Raw genomic sequence first — 19,389 nt, 5'->3', positions numbered from 1 at the left:
TCAGAGAAGGATGAGTCCATGACCCCGACACCCACCTCCGCGCCCGCCAACGACCCCACGGCTCCCTCCGCCGTGCAGCAGCTGCTGGAGGCTGGCTTCGGCCTGACTGCCACCGAGCTCGACCGCATCCCGGTCGGCGCCGGCAGCGTCAACTACCGGGCCGTCACCGAAGCCGGCCGCCTGTTCGTGAAGGCGTACACGCCCGGAACCGATCTTGACGGAGAGGCCGGCGGTATCCGCTTGTCAGCCCTCGCCGCCCAGGCTGGCATCCCCATCGCCCGGCCGCTGGCCCTTCCCGACGGCACGTTCATCGCCACGCACGAGGGCACCGCCGCCTCGGTGTGGGAATACGTCGACGGCGAAATCATCGAGACCGGATACAACCGGCAGCAGCTGCACGCCGTCGGACACACGCTCGGCCAGATCCACCGCACCTTCGCCACGCTGCCCGAGAGCAGCGGCCCGGCCCCGCAGGTCAAGCCCTGGCTTACCTTCGACGCACCGGAGTTCACCGGCACCATCGATCGCCTGCTCGGCATCATCGAGGACAAGGACGAGCTCGACGAGTTCGACGAGGAGGCCAGGCGCACGCTGCGCGAACGACGCGACCAGGTCGACCGCATCCCCGCTCTGCTCGCCGAGCTGCCGCAGTTGACCACACAGGTCCTGCACGGCGACTACTCCCCGATGAACATCATGCTCTCCGGCGAGCAGGTGGCAGCGGTCATCGACTTCCGCCCGCCGGACCCGTTCTTTATCGCCTACGAGCTCGGCCGAGTCGCCTACTACCCGAACACGGTCGTCCACTCGGACGCGTGGGACGCCGACGCCACCGAGCTGATCGCCGCCTACCGGGACGCCAACCCGCACGTTGCGCCGGACGGAATCGCCTACAGCGCCCGCGTCGCGCTCCTCCAGCTGCTCACCAGCCTGTACGGCGTGAAGAACCACTACCTCAAGCCGGGTCTGCTGCAAACCGAGCTCGACGCGTTCTGGCTGTCGCGCCATCACGCCGCGACCACGCTGCTCGACCGCCTGAGCGACTTGGAGAAGACCCTGCGCGCCTGAAGGCAGCCGACGGTACTGACGAGCCCACCGCCGGATGCGTTCCACCGATACCCACGTTGAGGAGAAGAAGACTCAGATGTACAGCCAGCACGCGGCGCTTTCGGACACCGATGCGCCGTACTCCGACGAGGAGATCGCCGCCATCCAGGCGAACATGCCCCTGCTCTCGCGCTACGCCGAAGCCGACTGCTCCTTCGACGGCTGGGCCCTGCTCTTCCGCGACCACTACGTGGAGAACAGCGTGGGCTTCGTACTCGGCGCCGAGAGCGCGGGCATCCCCCCGGAGTGGATCTTCGCGATGGCGAAAGGGGACCAGACCCGCAACCGGGAGCGCATCCACGCCACCTTCCTGGCCCGCGGCTACCGCAGCACCGTTTTCGACAACGCCTGGATCGACGCCGACCCCGGAGCACAACCCGGCCAGGACGCAGAGGCACTGCGCGCCGCGGCCGAGGTCGACCGGTTCATCGCCGCCGCCCGCGAGCAGGGGCGCAAAGTCCTGGCGATTGACGACGGCGGGCTGATCGCCCGCGGTTACGGGAAAGCCGATCCCGAGCGAGCCGTGGACGCCGCGCTCGAACTGACGGTCAGCGGCCTCAAGAGGATCGCCGCCGCCGGCCCGCTCGGCGTCCCGGTTTGGAACATGGCCCGCTCTCGGGTCAAAACCCAGCTTGGATACCTGGAGATCGCCGATTCGTGCATGCGGCGGCTGCGCGAGCTGATACCCACGGTCAAGTTCATCGGTCGGCCCGTCCTGCTTCTCGGCTACGGCACCCTCGGCTCGCGCCTAGCCGCGCTGCTGCGAGCCCAGGGCAGCAGGGTGTGCGTCGTGGACACTGACACCGCGTCGCTGATCACGGCCGCCGAAACGGGGTACTGCGCGCACCGCACTGCGGCTGACGCCCTGGCCTGCACCACGCCGTTCGCCGTCCTCGGAGCCACCGGAGAGATCGCACTGACCGAGCAGCAGCTACGGCAGCTGCCCGACGGCGCTTACCTCGCGCCCTTCGCGACGAAGGACTTCAGCGTCCTGCGCACGCCCGAACTGCACGCCGTCTCGACGGATCTGCCCGGCGTCGGCCGCCGCTACGACCTACCCGAAGGACCCACGCTGTGCCTTCTCGGCGACGGCCGCTCGCTGAACCTGTTCGACGCCGACGCCATCCCCACCCAGGGATACGACGCCTACCGCGCCGGAACGCTCATCGCCGCCAAGACACTGTGCCGAACCTTCGACCAGCAAAGCCCCGGCGTGCACACCGACACGGCGGACACCGCCATCGCGAAGGCCGGCCTGTTCGAGGCGTACTTCGACCTCTACCTCGACTCACGCCCCCAAGAAGCGGCCACGCGTCCGGCGGCGCAGGAGCCCACCGGGCACGCGTGCATCCTCGGCTACGGCGTCGCCGGCCAGCTTCACGCCCAGATGCTCACTGAAAGCGGCATGGCGCTCGACCTCGTCGATCCCAAGCACTCAGCCAGGTCGGCGGTCGGGCTCGCGGTCCATGCCAGCCTCGACACGCTCAGCCCGTCCAAGCAGGTAGATCTGTGGTCCGTCTGCACGCCGACCGGCGAACACCTCCCGATCCTGCGCGCGATCCTCGCCCGCGACCCGAACGCGCGCATCCTGTTGGAAAAACCCGCCTGCCACGGCCACGAGATCCCCGAACTCGAACACCTCCTCGACACCAATCCGCACGCCCGCGTGGTCGTCAACGACCAGTACATCCACTCCGAAGCGCTCGGCAGGCTCGGCGTCCTGATCCGCGAACTGGAGCCCGACCAGCCCATCGAACACGTCTCGGTCATCTTCACCAAGGACCGGCGAGCCGACGTGGAGACCGGCCGCTTCATCGATCGTGCCTACGGCGTCCTCGGCTACGAATGGCTGCACATGCTCGCCGTCGTGCGTCGGGTCCTTCCTCCGCCCCTGCTCGGCAACTACTTCGCCGCCGACCCCGCGCTCAGCGACCTGTACGCCACCTACGACGAGCGGCTGTTCGTCTCCTCCCTGACCGAGCGCACCACCTTGCACCACGAGCACACCCGCGTCTACCTCGAACTCGCTTCCTCGATCACCGGCCCCCTCATCCCGCTGCACACTGCGCCAGCCACAGGTGAGCGCTGGCAGCGCGACCTACGCGAGTCCGACGACCGGCACCGCCACGTCACTGTCCACGCCGGCCGCACCCGCTTCAAGCTCCACCTTGAACCCGTCACCGCCCCCGGCGGGTGGCAGCTCGACCGCAATCAGCACCGCCTCAGCGCCGACCAGGACGGCACGGTCGTCTTCGACCAGATCATCGAAGACTCCCCGATGCGCACCTCCATACGCCACGCCATCGCAGCCCTGCGCGGCAAAACGCCACCACCCCGACCGGACTTCGGCCCGCTGCACCGCATCGCCGCCCTCGCCGCCACCCTCAAAGAGAACGAGACCACCGCGACCGACGACTCCCACGGTGCGGAGACCACCCCTGCACCCCATCCCGTCGGCAGCGCAGCCTAGGAGGGAGCGTGACGATGGGCGCCGTCGCGATCCGGCTCGACGACATCCACGGCCGCACTCCGGTCGAATTACTCCACTGCCTGGCGCGCGAGCTGTGGCGCGGCAAACCAGTCACCTACGCGGCAATCCCGTACGCCGCACCGCTGAGTCTGGGGCCCACTGCCACGACTGCCGAACGACCCGGCCCACGATCCGCACGGCGGGACGGTCCAGTCCTGGAGCTGCTGCACGCGGTACGCCGCGAGGGGTCCGACATCGCTCTGCACGGGCTTACCCATGCCGACCACAAATCGTCAGCGGGGCCCGCGGTGCCGGAGCTCGTAGCCATCCGTCCCCGCCGTGCGGAAGCACTTATCAGCGCGTTGGACACTTGGCGCGACGAATTCGGCACCCGCGTTCTCGTCCCGCCCCACAACGCCATCGACCTCGACTTCGCGCAATCGCTCGTCGCACGCGGCTACGTCGTCAGCAGATCGATTACTGACGGCGAAGTAGCCGAACTCGGCTTGGACACGACGCCCGACGGCCGCGCGGCGTCCAAACTCATTCCGCCGAATGGTCGGCCTTCTAGTCGCTCGCAGTACTTCCAGACGATCAGCGTTTCTCGGCGATACATCGACACCAGCAAGCGGACCCCGACGGGGACCGCCGGTACCCTGCTGCGCGCAGCCAGCGAGGCGGGGAACGCGACGCTCACGCTCCACTGGTGGGACTTCGTGCCCCGATCCGGGAGCGGGCACGTCTGGGCATACGTCTCTGAACTCCTGCTGCTTCTATCGCAAGGCGCGGAGTTGGTTCCGATCAGCACCTTCGATGCAGGATGAGACATGGAGGTACGCCCTGTGGACGACACATTTCCCCGAGCCGCCCGATAGCTGCCGGGTTTTTGGGGACAGACCGAGGGGTCAAGGATGAGCGAAAGCTCATCGCACTGCGGCGCCGCAGGCGTCCTTGACGGATCGGGCTGCCCCGAACACTTCTCATCGGGGCGGCCCGAACCGGGGTGCTTAGTACCCGATCTCGCGTTCGGCGGTCCGGTGGGTTTCATGCTCGACGCTCCGCCGACTGGTGTGCTGCGGCTCGTCGTATTCGAGTCCGCGAGCACGCGCAGGGGCGAGCTGGCGCCTTGGGGTGTTCGATCTGGCGGAACGGGCGGGAGCTCGGCTTGTCGATTCAGCCTCCTCCGCGCTCAGCGCGAGCATCCGGCCGACGGAGATCTCAGCTTGGCGGTGGACCAGGTGGTCGCTCTCGTCGGCGGCCACGAGCGGCCCGAGCGGGCGTACGGGGTCCTCGCTCGTGGTGCGGTGCTGCTCGCGGTAGGCCGCGACGACGGCGACGTGGCCGCGCCATTCGGCCTCCTGCTGCGGCGTACGCGGCGCGGTGCGGTTGTCCTCGATCCAGGTCGGTTGTTCGGTGATCGCGCGGTCGGCGAGCTGCTGGACGCGAGCACGAATCTGCGTGGTGAGAGAGTCGAGCGAAGTGCGCAGCGACTCGTCCTCCTCGCGCCCGTTGGCGAGGACCCGGCTCGGCGTGGTGAGCCGCGCCGGCAGGGTCTGGGGGCTCTCGGGGTCTGGGATGTGGCGGTAGGCGGCGGGGAATGGGCGGTTGTCGAAGTAGGTGCTGATGCGCAGGGTGAGGCGTTCGGCGGGCTCGGGGACGGTGTCGAGGTGGTCGCGGCGGGCGGCTTGCTGGAGGAGGAATTGGCGAGGTCGGACCGGGCTCCCGGGATGGGCAATTCCCACGCTGGGAACCCGGTCAGGGAATGTGCTACCGACCGCGTAGCGTGCCGTAGACGACTACGCCTGTGGCGATGACGTTGCATACGGTGCGGACGATGTCGCGGCGGTCCCGCCAGATCCGGTTGTGGCGGCTACCGTTGTTGCTGTTACGGGCCCCGCTGTCCGACGACGCCTCGCCATCGTCGCAGACGTCGAGGTCGTGAGCCGTGTTGATCAATTCCGTTCCCACCCATCGGTGAAGGATGGCCGGAGAACGCGCGCGGCAAACGCGGGCAGGGAGTGTGCGGGACCGGTCCGACCGGCCGTCCTATTACCCCTTGCCCGGCTGTGGTGGTGCGTTCCTGGTCAGCGTCCCCGCCAAGGACGTCCGGAACAGGACCGTGATCCGTGACCACGGCGGTCGTTGGTCGACATCGCTGCGCATGAACGCTGCGAATAAGGAGTCGAGATACTGGTCAACATGCCGACTGACCTGGCGACCCAGCCCTTCTTCATGCGCGATGATTCGCGCAACCCTGCGGCTGAACCGCCGGCGCGCGTCGCGGACGCGCGCTTTGAGGGCCCCCATAGCGGCCGACGCTGATGCTCGGCGTCTGTCGCCCACGCACCACCAGGTCAGGCTCTGCCTCGCGAGCCATTGCCGGGTCCTGTGCATCAGATGCCGGGATTCGATGCTGTCCAGGCACATCGGCCTGGTGGCGTCAGGGCACCGATATGCCTCTACGTGAAAGGCGGGCGGGGATTCGATCGTGGTCGACTGATCCCAAGGAAGGCTCTCGCCGCGGCGGACGGCGCCGCCAAGGAGTTGGATTGCTCCAATGAGGTCTTCGGATCGGCGCCGGTCCACCTCTTGGATTGGCAAGGAGTCAGCCCACGCCGCGTCGACCAGCGACTTCAACTTGAGACAATGACTCAGAGTACGTGCAACAGAAGCCGGTCGGCTTTGTTGATGCGTGCCCGACACACGAAGCCCAGAGATATAGCGAATCGTGACGGCACTAGGGTTGGCTTCGCCCGCTTGGGGGACGGCGCGTAAATTCTGCCCCCTGAAGATGATCACTGAATCCGACACGTCCCGCACCTCCGCTCTGCTCCGTCAGGATTCTGCGTCAATCGTAGCGACGAGTCATGAGCGAAGGGGCCCGAAGGGCAAAAGCTGGACCGCGCTGATGCTGTGTCCTGGCCGCCCCGTATTGGCGGAACGGGGCGGTGAGGACACAGGGCCGACTAGGACTCGGCGGACGGGTCGATCCTGCCGTTGGAGGTCGGCTTCGCGTAAAGGATCGATCCTGAGATCCAGATCGTCAGATGCTTCGCACGCCTCAAGTCGGCCTCGGTGGCTCCGCGGTCCAGCATCTATTGGCGCGCGTCGTCGGGGATCGACCTGCCGTCGCTATCGCTGTTCTTTGCCAAGGTGCGCTTCTCCTTCTGTTCGTTGTTCAGGGCGTCGCCAAGGCCGCTAGCACTGCTACGTCGCGGGTGACCGCGCCCACGACGTCCCGGAAAGCGATCGCTGAAGAGAAGCCTCCGGTGCCGTCGTTGTGCCACAGGACTCCATGGGACGCGCCGTGGGTTGTCCAGCCGACCGGCGAGTGCCTGAGCCCAATTGCGGTGCGCAGAGGAGTTTTGGCTGGTTGGAGCTGCGCGGCTAGGAATCTGCCCATATCGATGAGGGGCGAGTACAGGCCGCCGGCGCCAGGAACCCCCGGTGTGGTCGCCGAGACTTCTCGCGGTGTCGTCTTGTGTATGCCTGGCTGGCGGGGGCTGATGCACAGTCGACGTCGTCGCAGCCGCCAGCGCACGTAGTCCCTTCTGCTGCGCGGAGAGATCGCTCAGACACCTGCGGCACACCGCACCCGCAACGGTCCGTGACCGATGCACGCTGCCGGGTTACGGTCTCTGCGCGTGATCTGTAAACTCAGTGCTCTGTTTTAGCCTGGGCTTGAGTGGGGCGCGGGACTGGAGACGATGGCTCCTGTCGCCGCCCCGCGACAGGCCTGGCGTGTTTGCAGGCTACGGTATTTGCGCCAGTCGGTTCTCGCGGCGGCTGGTGTCTTGATGGGGGGTCGGGGATGGCGCGTCCAACTGGTTGGGACATCCTGGGTTTGGATGGGGATCCGACGCCGGGTGTGGTGGAGTCGGTGCAGGCGTTGGCGAAGGAGTTCGGGGATTTCGCCCACGATGTGGAGTCGGCGTATCGGAGTCTGAACTCTTTCGGCAACGACAGCGCGGCTCTGGAGTGGGTGGGGCAGACCGCTGAGGCTTTCAAGTCGCACTACGGTCCGTTGCCCGGGCGGTTGCAGAAGCTGTACACGTCGTACTCGGAGGCCTCTGACGCGCTGTCGGCGTACGCGCCGCAGCTACAAGCAGCACAGAGCAAGGCTGATTCGGCGCTGCGCCAAGCCCAAGACGCGAACGTCGATCTGCAACGCGCGACCACCACAGCCAACGGCGCGGCGGCGGACCTGAAGACGGCGCAGCAGAACCACGCCGCCAATCCCAGTCCCAACCCGCAGGCCGTCACCGACGCCCAAACCGCCCACGACACCGCGCAGACCAACCTGAACAACGCCAAGGCCCGCATGGCCGCGTTGACGACCCAGGCGAATCAGGCCCACGACGACCGGATCAACGCGGCCAAGACCTGCGCCAAGGCTATCGGGCACGCGCAGCATGATGGAATCCATAACAAGTCCTGGTGGCAGCACCTCGGCGAGGACCTGTCCAAATGGGGCGGGGAGATCGGCCAGATCGCCGGCGAGCTCGCACCGGTCCTGGACGTGATCGCTTTGGCGACCTCCTGGATCCCTGGCGTGGATGTGGTGACCGCGGCGTTGGCTGAGGCCGACAACATCATTGCGCTTGCCGGGACGGCGGTAGGGGCCATCGGCGATGCGATGCAGGGTCACTGGGGCGACGCCCTGCTTGGTGCCGGCATGCTGGCGTTGACCTTCGTCGGCGGCCGGGCCTTGGGTTCGGCGGCCGAGGACGCGGAGGGCGAGGCGGGCGCCGTCGTACGGGAGGGTGACGCTCTGGGCCCCGAGACGAACAGCATCGGGGACGACGCTCGCGTGGCTGAGGGGAACGGCCCGGCGAACACCGAGGACGACCCCGTCGACGTGGTGTCCGGCTGGATGCTGACCGACGCCACCGACATAGAGCTGCCCGGGGTCCTTCCGGTGGTGCTGCGCCGTGCCTACGCCTCCGGCTACGCGACGGGACACCTTTTCGGGCCGGGTTGGTCTTCGACTCTGGACCAGCGCATCTCGATTAACGAGGCCGGGATCCATTTCGCTGGTGACGACGGCCAGCGCTTGGACTATCCGCTGCCATCCGCGGGCGAGACGGTGCTTCCGGACCGTGGCAGCCGCTGGCCGCTGGTGTGGGACCGGGAGACCGATGAGGTACGGATCTGCGATCCGTGGTCCGGGGAAGTCCGCCACTTCCCTGTCGTGCACTTCGGTAACGAGTTCGGCCAGATACGTGACTTGACCGCGATATCGGACCGTAACGGCACCCGTATCGACGTCCACCGGGATGCCGATGGAGTGCCCACCTTGGTCGAACACCCCGGCTACCGCGTCACGGTGGACACCGTGCCGACCAACGGCGGCCCGCGAATCAGCGCTCTGCGGCTCATGGACGACGATGACACAGGCACAGGGGTGGTAGTCAAGCAGTTCCAGTACGACGCGCGAGGTCGGCTGACGGGCGTGGTGAATTCCTCAGGCCTGCCGTTCACCTACGAATGGGACGAGAACGACAGGATCACGGCGTGGCGCGACCGCTCCGGCTACCGCTACGGCTATCACTACGACGCGATCGGCCGGGTTGTTCAAGGTGAGGGCCGCTTCCTGGCGGGATCTTTCGCCTACGACCCAGAGAATCGCACCACGGTCCACACCAACTCACTCGGACACGTCACCACCTTTATCTATGACGAGTTCGGGCACGTCGTCTCCGAGACCGACCCCCTGGGCCATACCACCATCACCGAAACCGACCGCTACGGGCGGGTCCTGGTCAGGGTCAACGCCCTAGGCGACACCACGCGCTATGAGCGCGACGAGGCTGGCGATGTACGCCGCATCGTCGAACCCGACGGCTCGGCATCCGAGCTGGAATACAACCGGCTCCACCAGATAGTGACCGTCACGATGGCTGACGGCGCGCAGTGGCACCGGGACTACGACGCCCGGGGGAACCTCATATCCGTGGCTGATCCGGCCGGGAACTCCACCAGGTTCGCCTACGGCGCCAACGGGGCACTGGCAGAAGCCATCAACCCGCTGGGCGCTGTGACCCGCTTCATCACGGACCGCGCCGGCCTGTCCGTGGGAGCCGCTGACCCGGTCGGCGGCCAGACGCACGCAGTGCGCAACAGCGCAGGGCGGGTGATCCAGGTGACTGATCCCCTCGGGGCCATCACCGCCACCGAATGGACCCTTGAGGGCTCGCCAGTGGCGCAGACCCGCCCCGACGGCGCAGTGACCCGGTGGCGATACGACCCGGACGGCCGGCTGCTGGAGCACATCGACCCACTGGGCGCGGTCACGGCATTCGAACCGGGCCCCATGGAGACGCTGCTGGCGCGGACCGGGCCGGACGGCGTCCGCCACGCCTTCGCCTACGACAGCGAAATGAACCTTCTCGCCGTCTCCAATCCGGAGGGCGCACAGTGGTCCTACCAGTACGACCCGATCGGGCAGCTGGTCGGTGAGACTGACTTCATCGGACGCACCCAGTCCTACGAGTACGACGAGATCGGGCGGCTCAAAGCCCGCATCAACGGGGCCGGGCAGCGCATCACGCTGGATCGGGATGCCGCCGGGCACGTTGTGGCACACCACACGCCCGATGGGGACTACCAGTACTCCTACGACACCGGCGGGCGGCTGCTGGCCGCGACTGGGCCGGGCAGCACGCTGGCATTCGAGTACGACCAGTGCAGCCGAATCGCCGCGGAAACTGTCGACGGCCGCACAGTGCGGTACAGGTATGACGCGGCCGGGCGTCTCGTACACCGAACAACGCCCTCAGGCGCGGAGTCAGCGTGGACATATGACGCGGCAGGGCGTGCCGCCGGGCTGGACGCAGGATCCGGCAGCCTGCATTTCGAATTCGACGCCGCGGGTCGGGAGATCGAGCGGGCTATCGGCCTCACCGCTTGGCTGTCCCACGAGTACGACGTGGCCGGACGGCCGGTGGCGCAGCAGGTGTGGGTCAGCGATGAGACGGCCGGCGGCGCGGCCGGTCCCGGCCCGAGCCGGCGCTCTGCTCTCAGCCGCGATTGGATCTGGCGGGCCGACGGCGCGCCGGAGGAGATCCGAGACAGCCTTCGTGGCGCCCGGCGCTTCGCCTCAGATACGACAGGACGGGTCACCGCGGTTTCCGCGCGCGACTGGTCAGAAAGCTACGCCTACGACGGCTTTGGCAACGTGATCGTCGCCAGCAGTGGTGAGGGTGCCACAGACGCCGCCTCAGGTCCCGACACCGCGATCCAGGCGAGCGTCGTAGACCGGACACTACTGCGCCGCTCCCGCCGAACCGACCACGAATACGACGCCGCAGGACGCCTGGTCCGCACAGTCCGCCGTACGCTCGACGGCCGCAGCCAGGTCTGGGAGTACACCTGGGACTCACGGGACCGGTTGGTCCAAGCCGTGACCCCCGATCGCGGCACATGGCGCTACATCTACGACCCCATGGGGCGCCGCAGCGCCAAGCAGCGGATCGACACCGACGGAACCGTTGTCGAACAGACGACATTCTCCTGGCACGGCCCGAACCTCGTCGAACAACACACACAGCGCCCCGATGGCACATGGGCCGCCCTCACCTGGGACTACGAGCCCGCCAGCTTCCGGCCGGCCGCGCAGCGCCACCGCACATGGGCAGACGACGCCGAACAGAACCAGATCGACGAAGCGTTCCACGCGATCATCACCGACCTGATCGGCACCCCAACCGAACTGATAGCGCCCGACGGCCACATCGCATGGCACACGACGACGTCGCTTTGGGGACGAACGATCACCGCCGGCGCAGACCCAGGCCTGGACTGCCCACTGCGGTTCCCGGGCCAGTATCACGATGCTGAAACCGGCCTGCACTACAACCTGCACCGGTACTACTCACCAGACCTCGCGACCTACATCGCCCCGGACCCCCTGGGCCTCTCGGCCGCACCCAACGATCACGCGTACGTGCCCAATCCGCTGACGTTCAGCGACCCGTTCGGCCTGGCGTACGGGTCACAATGGCATCCGGACGAAAACTACACACCGGACGAGATCGCAGCTAGAAACGCACAAAAAGCCGACGACTACGAATACATGAACACTCCGCAAGAGGTTCACGACCTGGTGAACACGGTTCGGAACAACCCGAATTTCCCTCCGCGGACCACGAACGGTGTCACCGACTACTTCGAGGGCAAGAACCTGAGTCCAAAGGGAAAGTCCTTCTGGCAGTCGTGGATCCACAACCCCAACGGACAAGCCGGCGCAAAAATCTTCTGGAACTTCAAACCCAACAGCCAAACCCGAATCATGGTGCACCCAACGACTGGCGATATCGCCTGGTTCCCGCTCGACTCGCAGGGTGTCCACAACTATGGATCTCCAATTCTGTACAAGTGGTAGCCTCCGCACGCAACCTGTCCGGTACTGTGTCTGTCGTCGATTCTTGGGAGCGTCCTGCGTATGAGCGAACTGGCGGAGCAGCTGGCCGCAGGCGGCCTGGAGCTCGTGGAATTGGTGGATCCGCTGGTTCCGCTGATCCCCCCGAGGCTCGCCAACGCGGCAACGAGCTTCCCGCCCACGGCTGAGCCGGTACCGCATTCAGCCGTCGAGCTGGAGGCTCCAGACCTCGTCGCCCAGGCGAATTCCGGGTGGTATCAGCTCGCCAGCGAGGGCGGCCTCTTCGGCACCGACCGGGAATTCCTGGTGGCGGTGGAGCAGACGGGCGAATGGTGGTGGGCGCACGTCCGGCTGGCGCAGTCATGGGATGTAATGGGTCGAGGCGCGGCGAGCATCCTCGGCCGCGGGCAGGGCCATCCTGGCTTTGTCATGTTGTCGCTCGACGGAAGCGTCATCGTCGTGGGCAATGTGAGTCAGTCGTCGGTGGGTTCCACGCTTGCGCGTGATCCTTCCCGCAATGCAGGACTTCGCGAGTTTGCGCCGCAGCTGGCTGATTTCCCTGATGTCTCCGAACAGGAGAAGGCTGCTATCGGGCGCTGGCTTCAGAACGCGCCGTAATGGGTCTTTGGCTCTCACGTGGGCCAGTAGATCTGGGCCTTGCCCTCAGGCCTGCTTGAAGGACCGCCGGGCCGGGTCACCGGCCCGGCGGCCGGATCATCGGTCGGCATTCCGCCAGTCTGAGGCCAGATAGGGCCGCCTGGGCAGAGCCCCTGGCGCCGCTGACGTCGCGGTGCTGCCCAATCGAGCTAAATCGCGCCTCGGCGAAAGTGGTCCAGCGACCGGGGCGGTTGTACCTGGCCGCCGAGTTGCGCGTCTTCTACGTAGTTGTCACCTGGCTCGCTTGGTGACACCAAGGGCGGCGTGGCATGAGGTCACTTATAGCCGAGCGATGTTGCGACCTTGTCCACTGCGTCCAAGAGCGTCGGCGTCTTGGCCGCAACCGCTACCGCCGACCTGCGAAATGTATTGATTCTCGTTGCACGTTTGCGCTGCTTGAGGAGGTCTTCGATGTGTGGACCGAGCAAGGGCAGGGGCAGCTGATCGAGTATCGAGGCCCGCCGAGCTAGCTCACTATCGAGCGCTGCCAGCCTGGAGGGCTCAATAGGACGCGCACCCCAGCGGAGAACATCGTTGCGATCCATCGCAGCTCGATCCCACTCGCGCGCCTCGAGAGAATACTCAATACATGCCGGATCCTTAAGAACCGGTTTTTGAAATACCGCTTGATCGATTCGGTGTTACGGATCGCCGTTCCGGGTCGGAAGGCCGATCTCCGGAGGGACTTCCCTCAGGGCCAGCCCCGCCAGCGCGAGCATCGCCATGGTCATGTGCCGGTACCAGGTGTGGTTAGAGCCTGACCTGGTAGTGGTCTAGCCCGACGTCGCGCGTCGGCCCCTCCACGTTGTCCGGGTGTTGTTGTCAGGTTCCCGGCCACCGACGCCTGACAATCCCGCCGGGGTATGACGGAGCCTGACACGACGCCGCTCCCAGTCCACAACAGACGCGCGGCGGCGTACAGGTTCCACGTCCGAAGGGAACACACTGTGAAGATCAGGCACACATTCCATACGGCGGTACTCGCCGCCCTCGTCGGCCTCCTGCTGACGCTCGGGTCCGCCGTACCGGCCGGCGCCGCGGCAGACGCCGCCGCGCACACGCCCGCCGCTGCGGCACAACACCTCGCCGGGCAGGCATCCCCGCAGACGACGTACGGGTACTCCATCGAAAACCGCGCCGGCGGCGCAGTATGCGTGAGCGTGGTCGGCGACCACGGCGTAGCGCTGGACGAATGCGAAATGGCTGGCAGCACGTGGAAGCCGATACACGAGATCACAGCCAACGGGCTCAACTACTACCAATACCAGAACAACGGCACCAATTACTGCCTCGGCGTCCAGGGTGCCAGCTCGGACGCCGCCCCGCTCACGGAGGGTGACTGTTCCGGGACTTCGGATCACTCGCAGTTCTGGGCCAACAGCTACATCGACGGCGGCTTCTACACCTTCATCAACCTCCACAGTGGCAAGTGCATGGGCACTCAGGGGTCCAGAACGTCCATCGGTACCGTTGTCGAGCAGGGAGCGTGCTACACCGGATCGGGCACCACGCAGGAGTGGTACTCCGTGACCGTAACGTCGTGAAGTAGCTCCCGAGTCAGGAACGATCCCCTCAAGATCGAGCAGGAGCGGTGGACCACGGCGTGTACCGCCTTCGTCGAGGAGATCGAGCGTTCTACGCCGCGTCCCCGACTGGTGTGCCGCTGAGACCAGTCAGGCCACGCTCACCTTCTGAAACGGATCAGGGGAAGGCTCCGGGGCCTCCCCCTGATCCGGCCCGGCGACCTGGCACGCGCTGAAGAACCCGACTGCTGAGGTAAGAACCCGCTTTCACTGGTGATTGATCGTCGGAGCGTTACGGATGTCCGTTCCGTAGGCTGATTACCGGATGACTCCCGGCGGCTGCGGATCAGAGCCATGATGGAGAGGTGCCGGAGCCGAGGAAGGCGTGCGTGGTCTGTGGCTGGCAGCTGCCGGTGGACGCGCAGGCCAGCGCGAAGTACTGCTCGCCGGCGTGCCGGGCCAAGCATCACCGGATCGTGGCGCGGATCCGGGCGCGGGTCGAGGCGATCAAGCTGGGGAAGATCGCCTCGTGCCCGGAGTGCGGGACGGAGTGGGTGGCCGGAGTGGATCACCTTCCATCGGCAATCTACTGTTCTCCCACGTGCAGGACCCGGGCTTGGAAACGGAGATCCGCAACGTCGTAGATCCCTGACAGACGCCACCGCTGCGCCGTAAATCGCCCCGGCCCGCTCATCTGGTCGTCGGATCTGTGGCGGGTCGATGCTTCACCCAGCGTGGCCCGGGGGTTTCCACCGGCGCTTCCGCGCCGGGGCCCGGTCGGGCCGGGGTGGTGAGCGTCAATGACGGTCGAGACTACTTCTGAGATGGTCGGCGCGGTGAGCGCGGCCCGCTATGCCGAACTGGTCGACAAGGCCCGCGAATGGGTGGAGCTGGCGTCCAAGGCCCAGTTCACGATCGGTGACTACGCGCTGGAGATCTGCCCGCTGGCCAGCGGCGGGGCCGGGATCGACCCGGCGTTCCAGGTCGAGCCGGCGCTGGCCGGGTTCGCCGAGGACATCAGACTGTCGTTCTTCACCGCCCGTTCGCACCGCTACGTGGCCTCCCGCTGGCCTGCAGGGCGGAGGGTGAAGGGCATCTCCCACACCATCCACAAGATCCTGGCGTCGGTCGAGGACGAGAACGAGCGCTGGGCGCTGTTGCAGGCGCCTGTCCTACGCCAATACTCGGCCATCGGGTGTGACCTGGGACGGGGCATCTGGGAGGATCACGTCCCGTGGCTGTCGGTCTGCTGTATCGGATTTTCGTCAGCGTGCTGGGTTGGCTGGTGTTGTTGGCCCGGTCCTCGGCATCGAAGGACGCGGAATTACTTGCTCTCCGGCATGAGGTTGCGGTGCTGCGCCGGACCAATCCGAAGCCGCGGATTGACTGGTCCGATCGGGCAGTCTTGTCCGCGTTGGCCAGGGTCCTGCCGAAGGCGCTGCGGGCACACCGGCTGGTGACCCCCGGCACGCTACTGCGGTGGCATCGCCGGCTGATCGCGAACAAGTGGCGCCAGCCCAAACCGCCAGGTCGTCCGCCGATCCCGGCCGATGCGGTGGCGTTGATCGTCCGGCTCACGAGCGAGAACCCGAGCTGGGGTACGGTGCGGATCCAGGGCGAACTGCGCCGGCTCGGTCACCGCATCGGCGCCTCCACGATCCGACGGATCCTCCGCTCGCGCAGGATCCCGCCTCCGGACCGGCGTAACGACACGTGGCGAACGTTCCTGCGCTCACAAGCAGAGACGATTCTGGCCATCGACTTTCTGCATGTCGACACTGTGATGCTGAAGCGGCTGTATGCGGCGGTCGTCATTGAGGTCGGCAGCCGCCGGGCCCATCTGCTGGGCGTCACCGACCATCCGACCGGCGCCTGGACCACTCAAGTCGCCCGGGAACTCGCCACCGATCTGGAGCAGGCCGGGCACCGCTTCACCCGGCTGATCCGGGACCGGGATGCAAAGTTCACTGAGTCCTTCGACGCGGTGTTCACCTCGATCGGTGTCGAGTCCTTGCTGACCGCGCCGCAGACGCCGAGGATGAACGCCTACGCGGAGCGGCTGATCGGCTCGATCCGCCGCGAATGCTGCGACCGTCTCCTCATAGTCGGGCAGCACCACCTACGTCGGGTCTTGGGCGAATACCTCGAGCACTACAACTCCGGCCGCTCTCATCAAGGCCACGAAATGGGTCTGCGTGCACCGGACGATCGATCCAACGTGATCCCAATGCCAGTGCCTATCAACGAGATCCGCCGCCGAAAACGGCTCGGAGGCTTGATCAACGAGTATCGAAAAGCGGCTTAACCCCCAGGTCACACCCAGTAGCAGGGTTTTGGAGTAGGACAAGCACCATCTGCGCCGGGTCCTGGGCGAGTACATCGAGCACTACAACGCCGGCCGGTCCCACCAAGGCCACGGCATGGCGCTGCGCGCCCCGGACGATCGATCCAACGCGATCCCAATGCCAGTGCCTATCAACGAGATCCGCCGCCGAAAACGACTCGGAGGCTTGATCAACGAGTATCGAAAAGCAGCTTAAACCCCAGGTCACACCCTATGGCCGGGTTTTGGAGTAGGACAGCCAGAACACCGATCCCCGGTGAGACCCCGCAGCCGTCTTCCCCGGCCCGAACCTCACCCTGCCCCGGCAGCCGATTACTCCGATCAGCCCACAATCACGCCCAGTACCAGCGAAATCGCTAACGGTGACATCGATATCAACTTTGCATCAAGCACTTGACGGATAGGCGCGTGCAGAGCGTCCATGGATCCCGCACCGGTGACCCATCGGATTTCGCCCCCAGGCGATCCGATGCCTTGACCTCAACTGCTAACGCTTCACTTCTCGGCCTGAACGTCACGCGCAGGCCGAGACCACACCTAACCCATCCGCGAATGAAAAAAAGGGGGCCCGCATGGCCAACAATCCGATCTTCAAGAAGTGCGGCTGCCGCACACCGGTCACCGACTCCGACGGGCATGCGGTGCTCGGCGCCGACGGCAAGCCGCGGATGCGCCGACTGGGCTCGGGCTGTCCACAGCTGCGGCGGGCCGGTGGACGCTGGAACTCCAACCACGGCAGCTGGCACTTCCAGATGGAAGTCACCACCGCTCCCGATGCACCGCGTGCGCATCTGACACAGGGCGGGATACCCACCTTCGACAAGGCCCAAGAGACAGTGGAACGGATCCGGGCGCTGGTGGCGATCGCCGACGAGTTAGACGACGTACCCGGCGCCGCAGACAAGCTGCGCGCCGACATCGTGGAACGGATCCGGGTGGCGTTGAAGGCAAAGACACCGCTGCCGGAGGTGGAGGAGATCCGCAAGGCCGCCCGGCTGGGCCAGCCGGTAATGAACAAACTCACCGTCGGCGAATGGCTCACCGAGTGGATCGGCGCCAAGAGCAGCCTGAGCCGCGGCACCGTAGTCAGCTACCAAACCCACATCGACAACTACCTCATCCCCCACCTGGGGGAAATACCGCTGGATCGGCTTCGGGTAGCGCATGTGCACGCCATGTTCACCGCAATCGCCACCGAGGCCGAGGCAATCCCGGTCACGAACGCCGCTCGCCGCGAGATCGAGAACAAGATCAAGACAGCCCGGAAGCGCGGCGACCGTGAGGCGGTACGAAAGTTGAAGGAGACACTGGCGTCGATGCCGCCGTTCCGGAGACCGGCGAACGCCGCCACCCGGCAGCGGATCCGCGCGACACTGCGCTCGGGACTGTCGGCCGCCTGCACACAGCAACTGATCACCGTGAACGTCGCCGCCCTGGCAGATCTCGAGCCTGGGAAACGACCGAAGGCCCTTGTCTGGACACCGGTTCGGGAAGCACGGTGGCGGGAGACGGGCCAGGTGCCCTCGGCGGTGATGGTGTGGACCAGGACCCAGACCGCGGCATTCCTGCAGAGGGCCAGGGGACACGAGCTCTACGGCCTGTTTCACCTGATCGCGTTCACCGGGTTGCGACGAGGCGAAGCGCTCGGGCAGCGCTGGGTCGACCTCGACCTGGGTGCGAAGACCATGAGCGTCGTACAGCAGGTCACCGAAGTCGACGGCGAGATCTACACCAGCACCCCGAAGTCGGATGCAGGCGAACGGGACGTGGCGTTAGACGACACCACCGTCGCCGCAATCAAGGCTTGGCGTCGACACCAAGCCGAAATGCGGTTAGCCGCCGGACCCAACTGGAAGGACAACGGACTGGTGTTCACCACCGCCGACGGCAGCGAGTTGACGCCGTCATGGGTCAGCGACCAGTTCCGGCTACTGATCACCGAAGCCGACCTGCCGCCGATCCGCCTCCATGACCTCCGCCACGGAGCCGCGACCCTAGCGCTGGCAGCCGGGATCGACGTCAAAGTCGTCTCCGAGATGCTCGGACACTCCACGACCACGATTACCCGAGACACCTACACCAGCGTCTTCGACGAGTTGAAACACACCGCCGCCAACGCCATCGCCCAAGCCATCAACACCGCCACATGACACCGCGCCGCAAGGCGCGAACAAAACCGGCTGCAGGGACACTGATGTCCCTGCAGCCGGCTTTTTCGTGCTCCACGGTGCGGTCACCAATCGAGTCGGCCTATCGAGGCCCAGGTGAGCGGCCGGATCAATGCCCGACGACGGCGCTTCCGAGCCCACTTTGAGCCCACCCTGGACCATTCCTGGACCATTTGACTGACGGACCGTCAAGATGTCTTGTCCAGTGGAGGTTCAGATCTGAAAAACACCAGGTCAATGGCATAGTTGATACGACTCGATCTGTGCCCCCGGCAGGATTCGAACCTGCGACCATCGGATTAGAAGTCCGGTGCTCTATCCACTGAGCTACGAGGGCCTGGCGGCGACGCGGGCTCATCTTAGCGGGTCGGGGGTGGGTTCCAGCCTGACGTTTCTGGTGGGTGGCGCGGCCCCGCCGGGGCGGGGCCGCTGGGGGTCAGGCTTCGGGGGTGAGGATGGTGCGGAGGTCGCGGCGGGCGGTTGCCAGGATGGCGCGGGCCTGGTCGCGGCGGGTGGTGTCCGGGGTGCTCACGGCCTGGAGGTAGGCGTGGGTGAGTTTGCGGAGAGCGCGCTCGGCGCCGGTGAAGGCGTCGCGGGTGGTGCGCTCGGGGGTGGGTTCGCCGGAGTCGCGGGTGGTGCGGGCGGCTCGGCGGGCTTCGTGGGTGGCGTGGCGCTCGGCGCGGTGGGCTGCGTGGCGCTCGGCGCAGTGGTGGTCATGGTGGGTGGCGCGGGGGCCGGGG

The 19,389-nt window shown here is 66.4% G+C and carries 11 protein-coding genes, 1 tRNA gene and 1 pseudogene; 9 read left to right on the top strand and 4 right to left on the bottom strand.

Annotated features, from left to right (window positions below; all coding sequences use genetic code 11):
- The first annotated feature begins 18 nt into the window (after positions 1–18).
- The 3 genes from KGQ19_RS12820 to KGQ19_RS12810 are packed head-to-tail and all read left to right on the top strand — an operon-like array spanning position 19 to position 4,401.
- On the top strand, positions 19–1,068 hold the full coding sequence (locus KGQ19_RS12820) for a phosphotransferase enzyme family protein (protein ID WP_212009330.1): 1,050 nt from the start codon (positions 19–21) through the stop codon (positions 1,066–1,068).
- 34 nt (positions 1,069–1,102) lie between these two features.
- The gene (locus KGQ19_RS12815) at positions 1,103–3,577 is read left to right on the top strand and encodes a Gfo/Idh/MocA family oxidoreductase (protein ID WP_212009329.1); all 2,475 of its coding nucleotides are present in this window, start codon (positions 1,103–1,105) and stop codon (positions 3,575–3,577) included.
- A gap of 8 nt (positions 3,578–3,585) precedes the next feature.
- Positions 3,586–4,401 (top strand): polysaccharide deacetylase family protein, encoded by an 816-nt coding sequence (locus tag KGQ19_RS12810; protein WP_212009328.1) that lies wholly within the window; start codon positions 3,586–3,588, stop codon positions 4,399–4,401.
- A gap of 183 nt (positions 4,402–4,584) precedes the next feature.
- On the opposite strand, the gene KGQ19_RS12805 is transcribed toward KGQ19_RS12810, so the two are convergent.
- Together KGQ19_RS12805 and KGQ19_RS12800 are read right to left on the bottom strand one after the other, a co-directional pair.
- On the bottom strand, positions 4,585–5,319 hold the full coding sequence (locus KGQ19_RS12805; protein WP_212009327.1) for a hypothetical protein: 735 nt from the start codon (positions 5,317–5,319) through the stop codon (positions 4,585–4,587).
- Between the two features lie 25 nt (positions 5,320–5,344).
- The gene (locus tag KGQ19_RS12800) at positions 5,345–5,545 is read right to left on the bottom strand and encodes a hypothetical protein (protein WP_212009326.1); all 201 of its coding nucleotides are present in this window, start codon (positions 5,543–5,545) and stop codon (positions 5,345–5,347) included.
- Between the two features lie 1,843 nt (positions 5,546–7,388).
- On the opposite strand from KGQ19_RS12800, the gene KGQ19_RS12795 reads away from it, so the two are divergent.
- The 6 genes and pseudogenes from KGQ19_RS12795 to KGQ19_RS12775 all read left to right on the top strand — a co-directional run bounded on the left by KGQ19_RS12795 (position 7,389) and on the right by KGQ19_RS12775 (position 18,631).
- On the top strand, positions 7,389–11,960 hold the full coding sequence (locus tag KGQ19_RS12795) for an RHS repeat-associated core domain-containing protein (protein ID WP_212009325.1): 4,572 nt from the start codon (positions 7,389–7,391) through the stop codon (positions 11,958–11,960).
- 60 nt (positions 11,961–12,020) lie between these two features.
- Positions 12,021–12,575, top strand: coding sequence for a hypothetical protein (locus KGQ19_RS12790; RefSeq protein ID WP_212009324.1), 555 nt, complete (start codon positions 12,021–12,023; stop codon positions 12,573–12,575).
- A 986-nt stretch (positions 12,576–13,561) separates the two neighbouring features.
- The gene (locus KGQ19_RS51835) at positions 13,562–14,158 is read left to right on the top strand and encodes an RICIN domain-containing protein (protein WP_212009323.1); all 597 of its coding nucleotides are present in this window, start codon (positions 13,562–13,564) and stop codon (positions 14,156–14,158) included.
- 1,034 nt (positions 14,159–15,192) lie between these two features.
- Positions 15,193–15,297 (top strand): annotated as a pseudogene (locus KGQ19_RS52720) (DUF6192 family protein); the annotation flags it as partial.
- A 74-nt stretch (positions 15,298–15,371) separates the two neighbouring features.
- Positions 15,372–16,442, top strand: coding sequence for an integrase core domain-containing protein (locus KGQ19_RS12780; RefSeq protein WP_212009322.1), 1,071 nt, complete (start codon positions 15,372–15,374; stop codon positions 16,440–16,442).
- A gap of 611 nt (positions 16,443–17,053) precedes the next feature.
- Entirely contained in the window at positions 17,054–18,631 is a 1,578-nt protein-coding gene (locus KGQ19_RS12775) for a tyrosine-type recombinase/integrase (protein ID WP_212009321.1), read from the top strand.
- Between the two features lie 282 nt (positions 18,632–18,913).
- On the opposite strand, the gene KGQ19_RS12770 is transcribed toward KGQ19_RS12775, so the two are convergent.
- Both KGQ19_RS12770 and KGQ19_RS12765 read right to left on the bottom strand, forming a co-directional pair.
- Positions 18,914–18,986: transfer RNA gene (locus KGQ19_RS12770), tRNA-Arg, on the bottom strand.
- Positions 18,987–19,085: 99 nt separating this feature from the next.
- On the bottom strand, positions 19,086–19,389 hold a 304-nt coding region (locus KGQ19_RS12765; RefSeq protein WP_212009320.1), incomplete at its 5' end, for a hypothetical protein.

It is taken from the genome of Catenulispora pinistramenti (genome assembly GCF_018274385.1).
GTDB lineage: Bacteria > Actinomycetota > Actinomycetes > Streptomycetales > Catenulisporaceae > Catenulispora > Catenulispora pinistramenti.
Note: the sequence above shows the minus strand (reverse complement) of the source record. Positions and strands in the feature narration are given on the sequence as shown.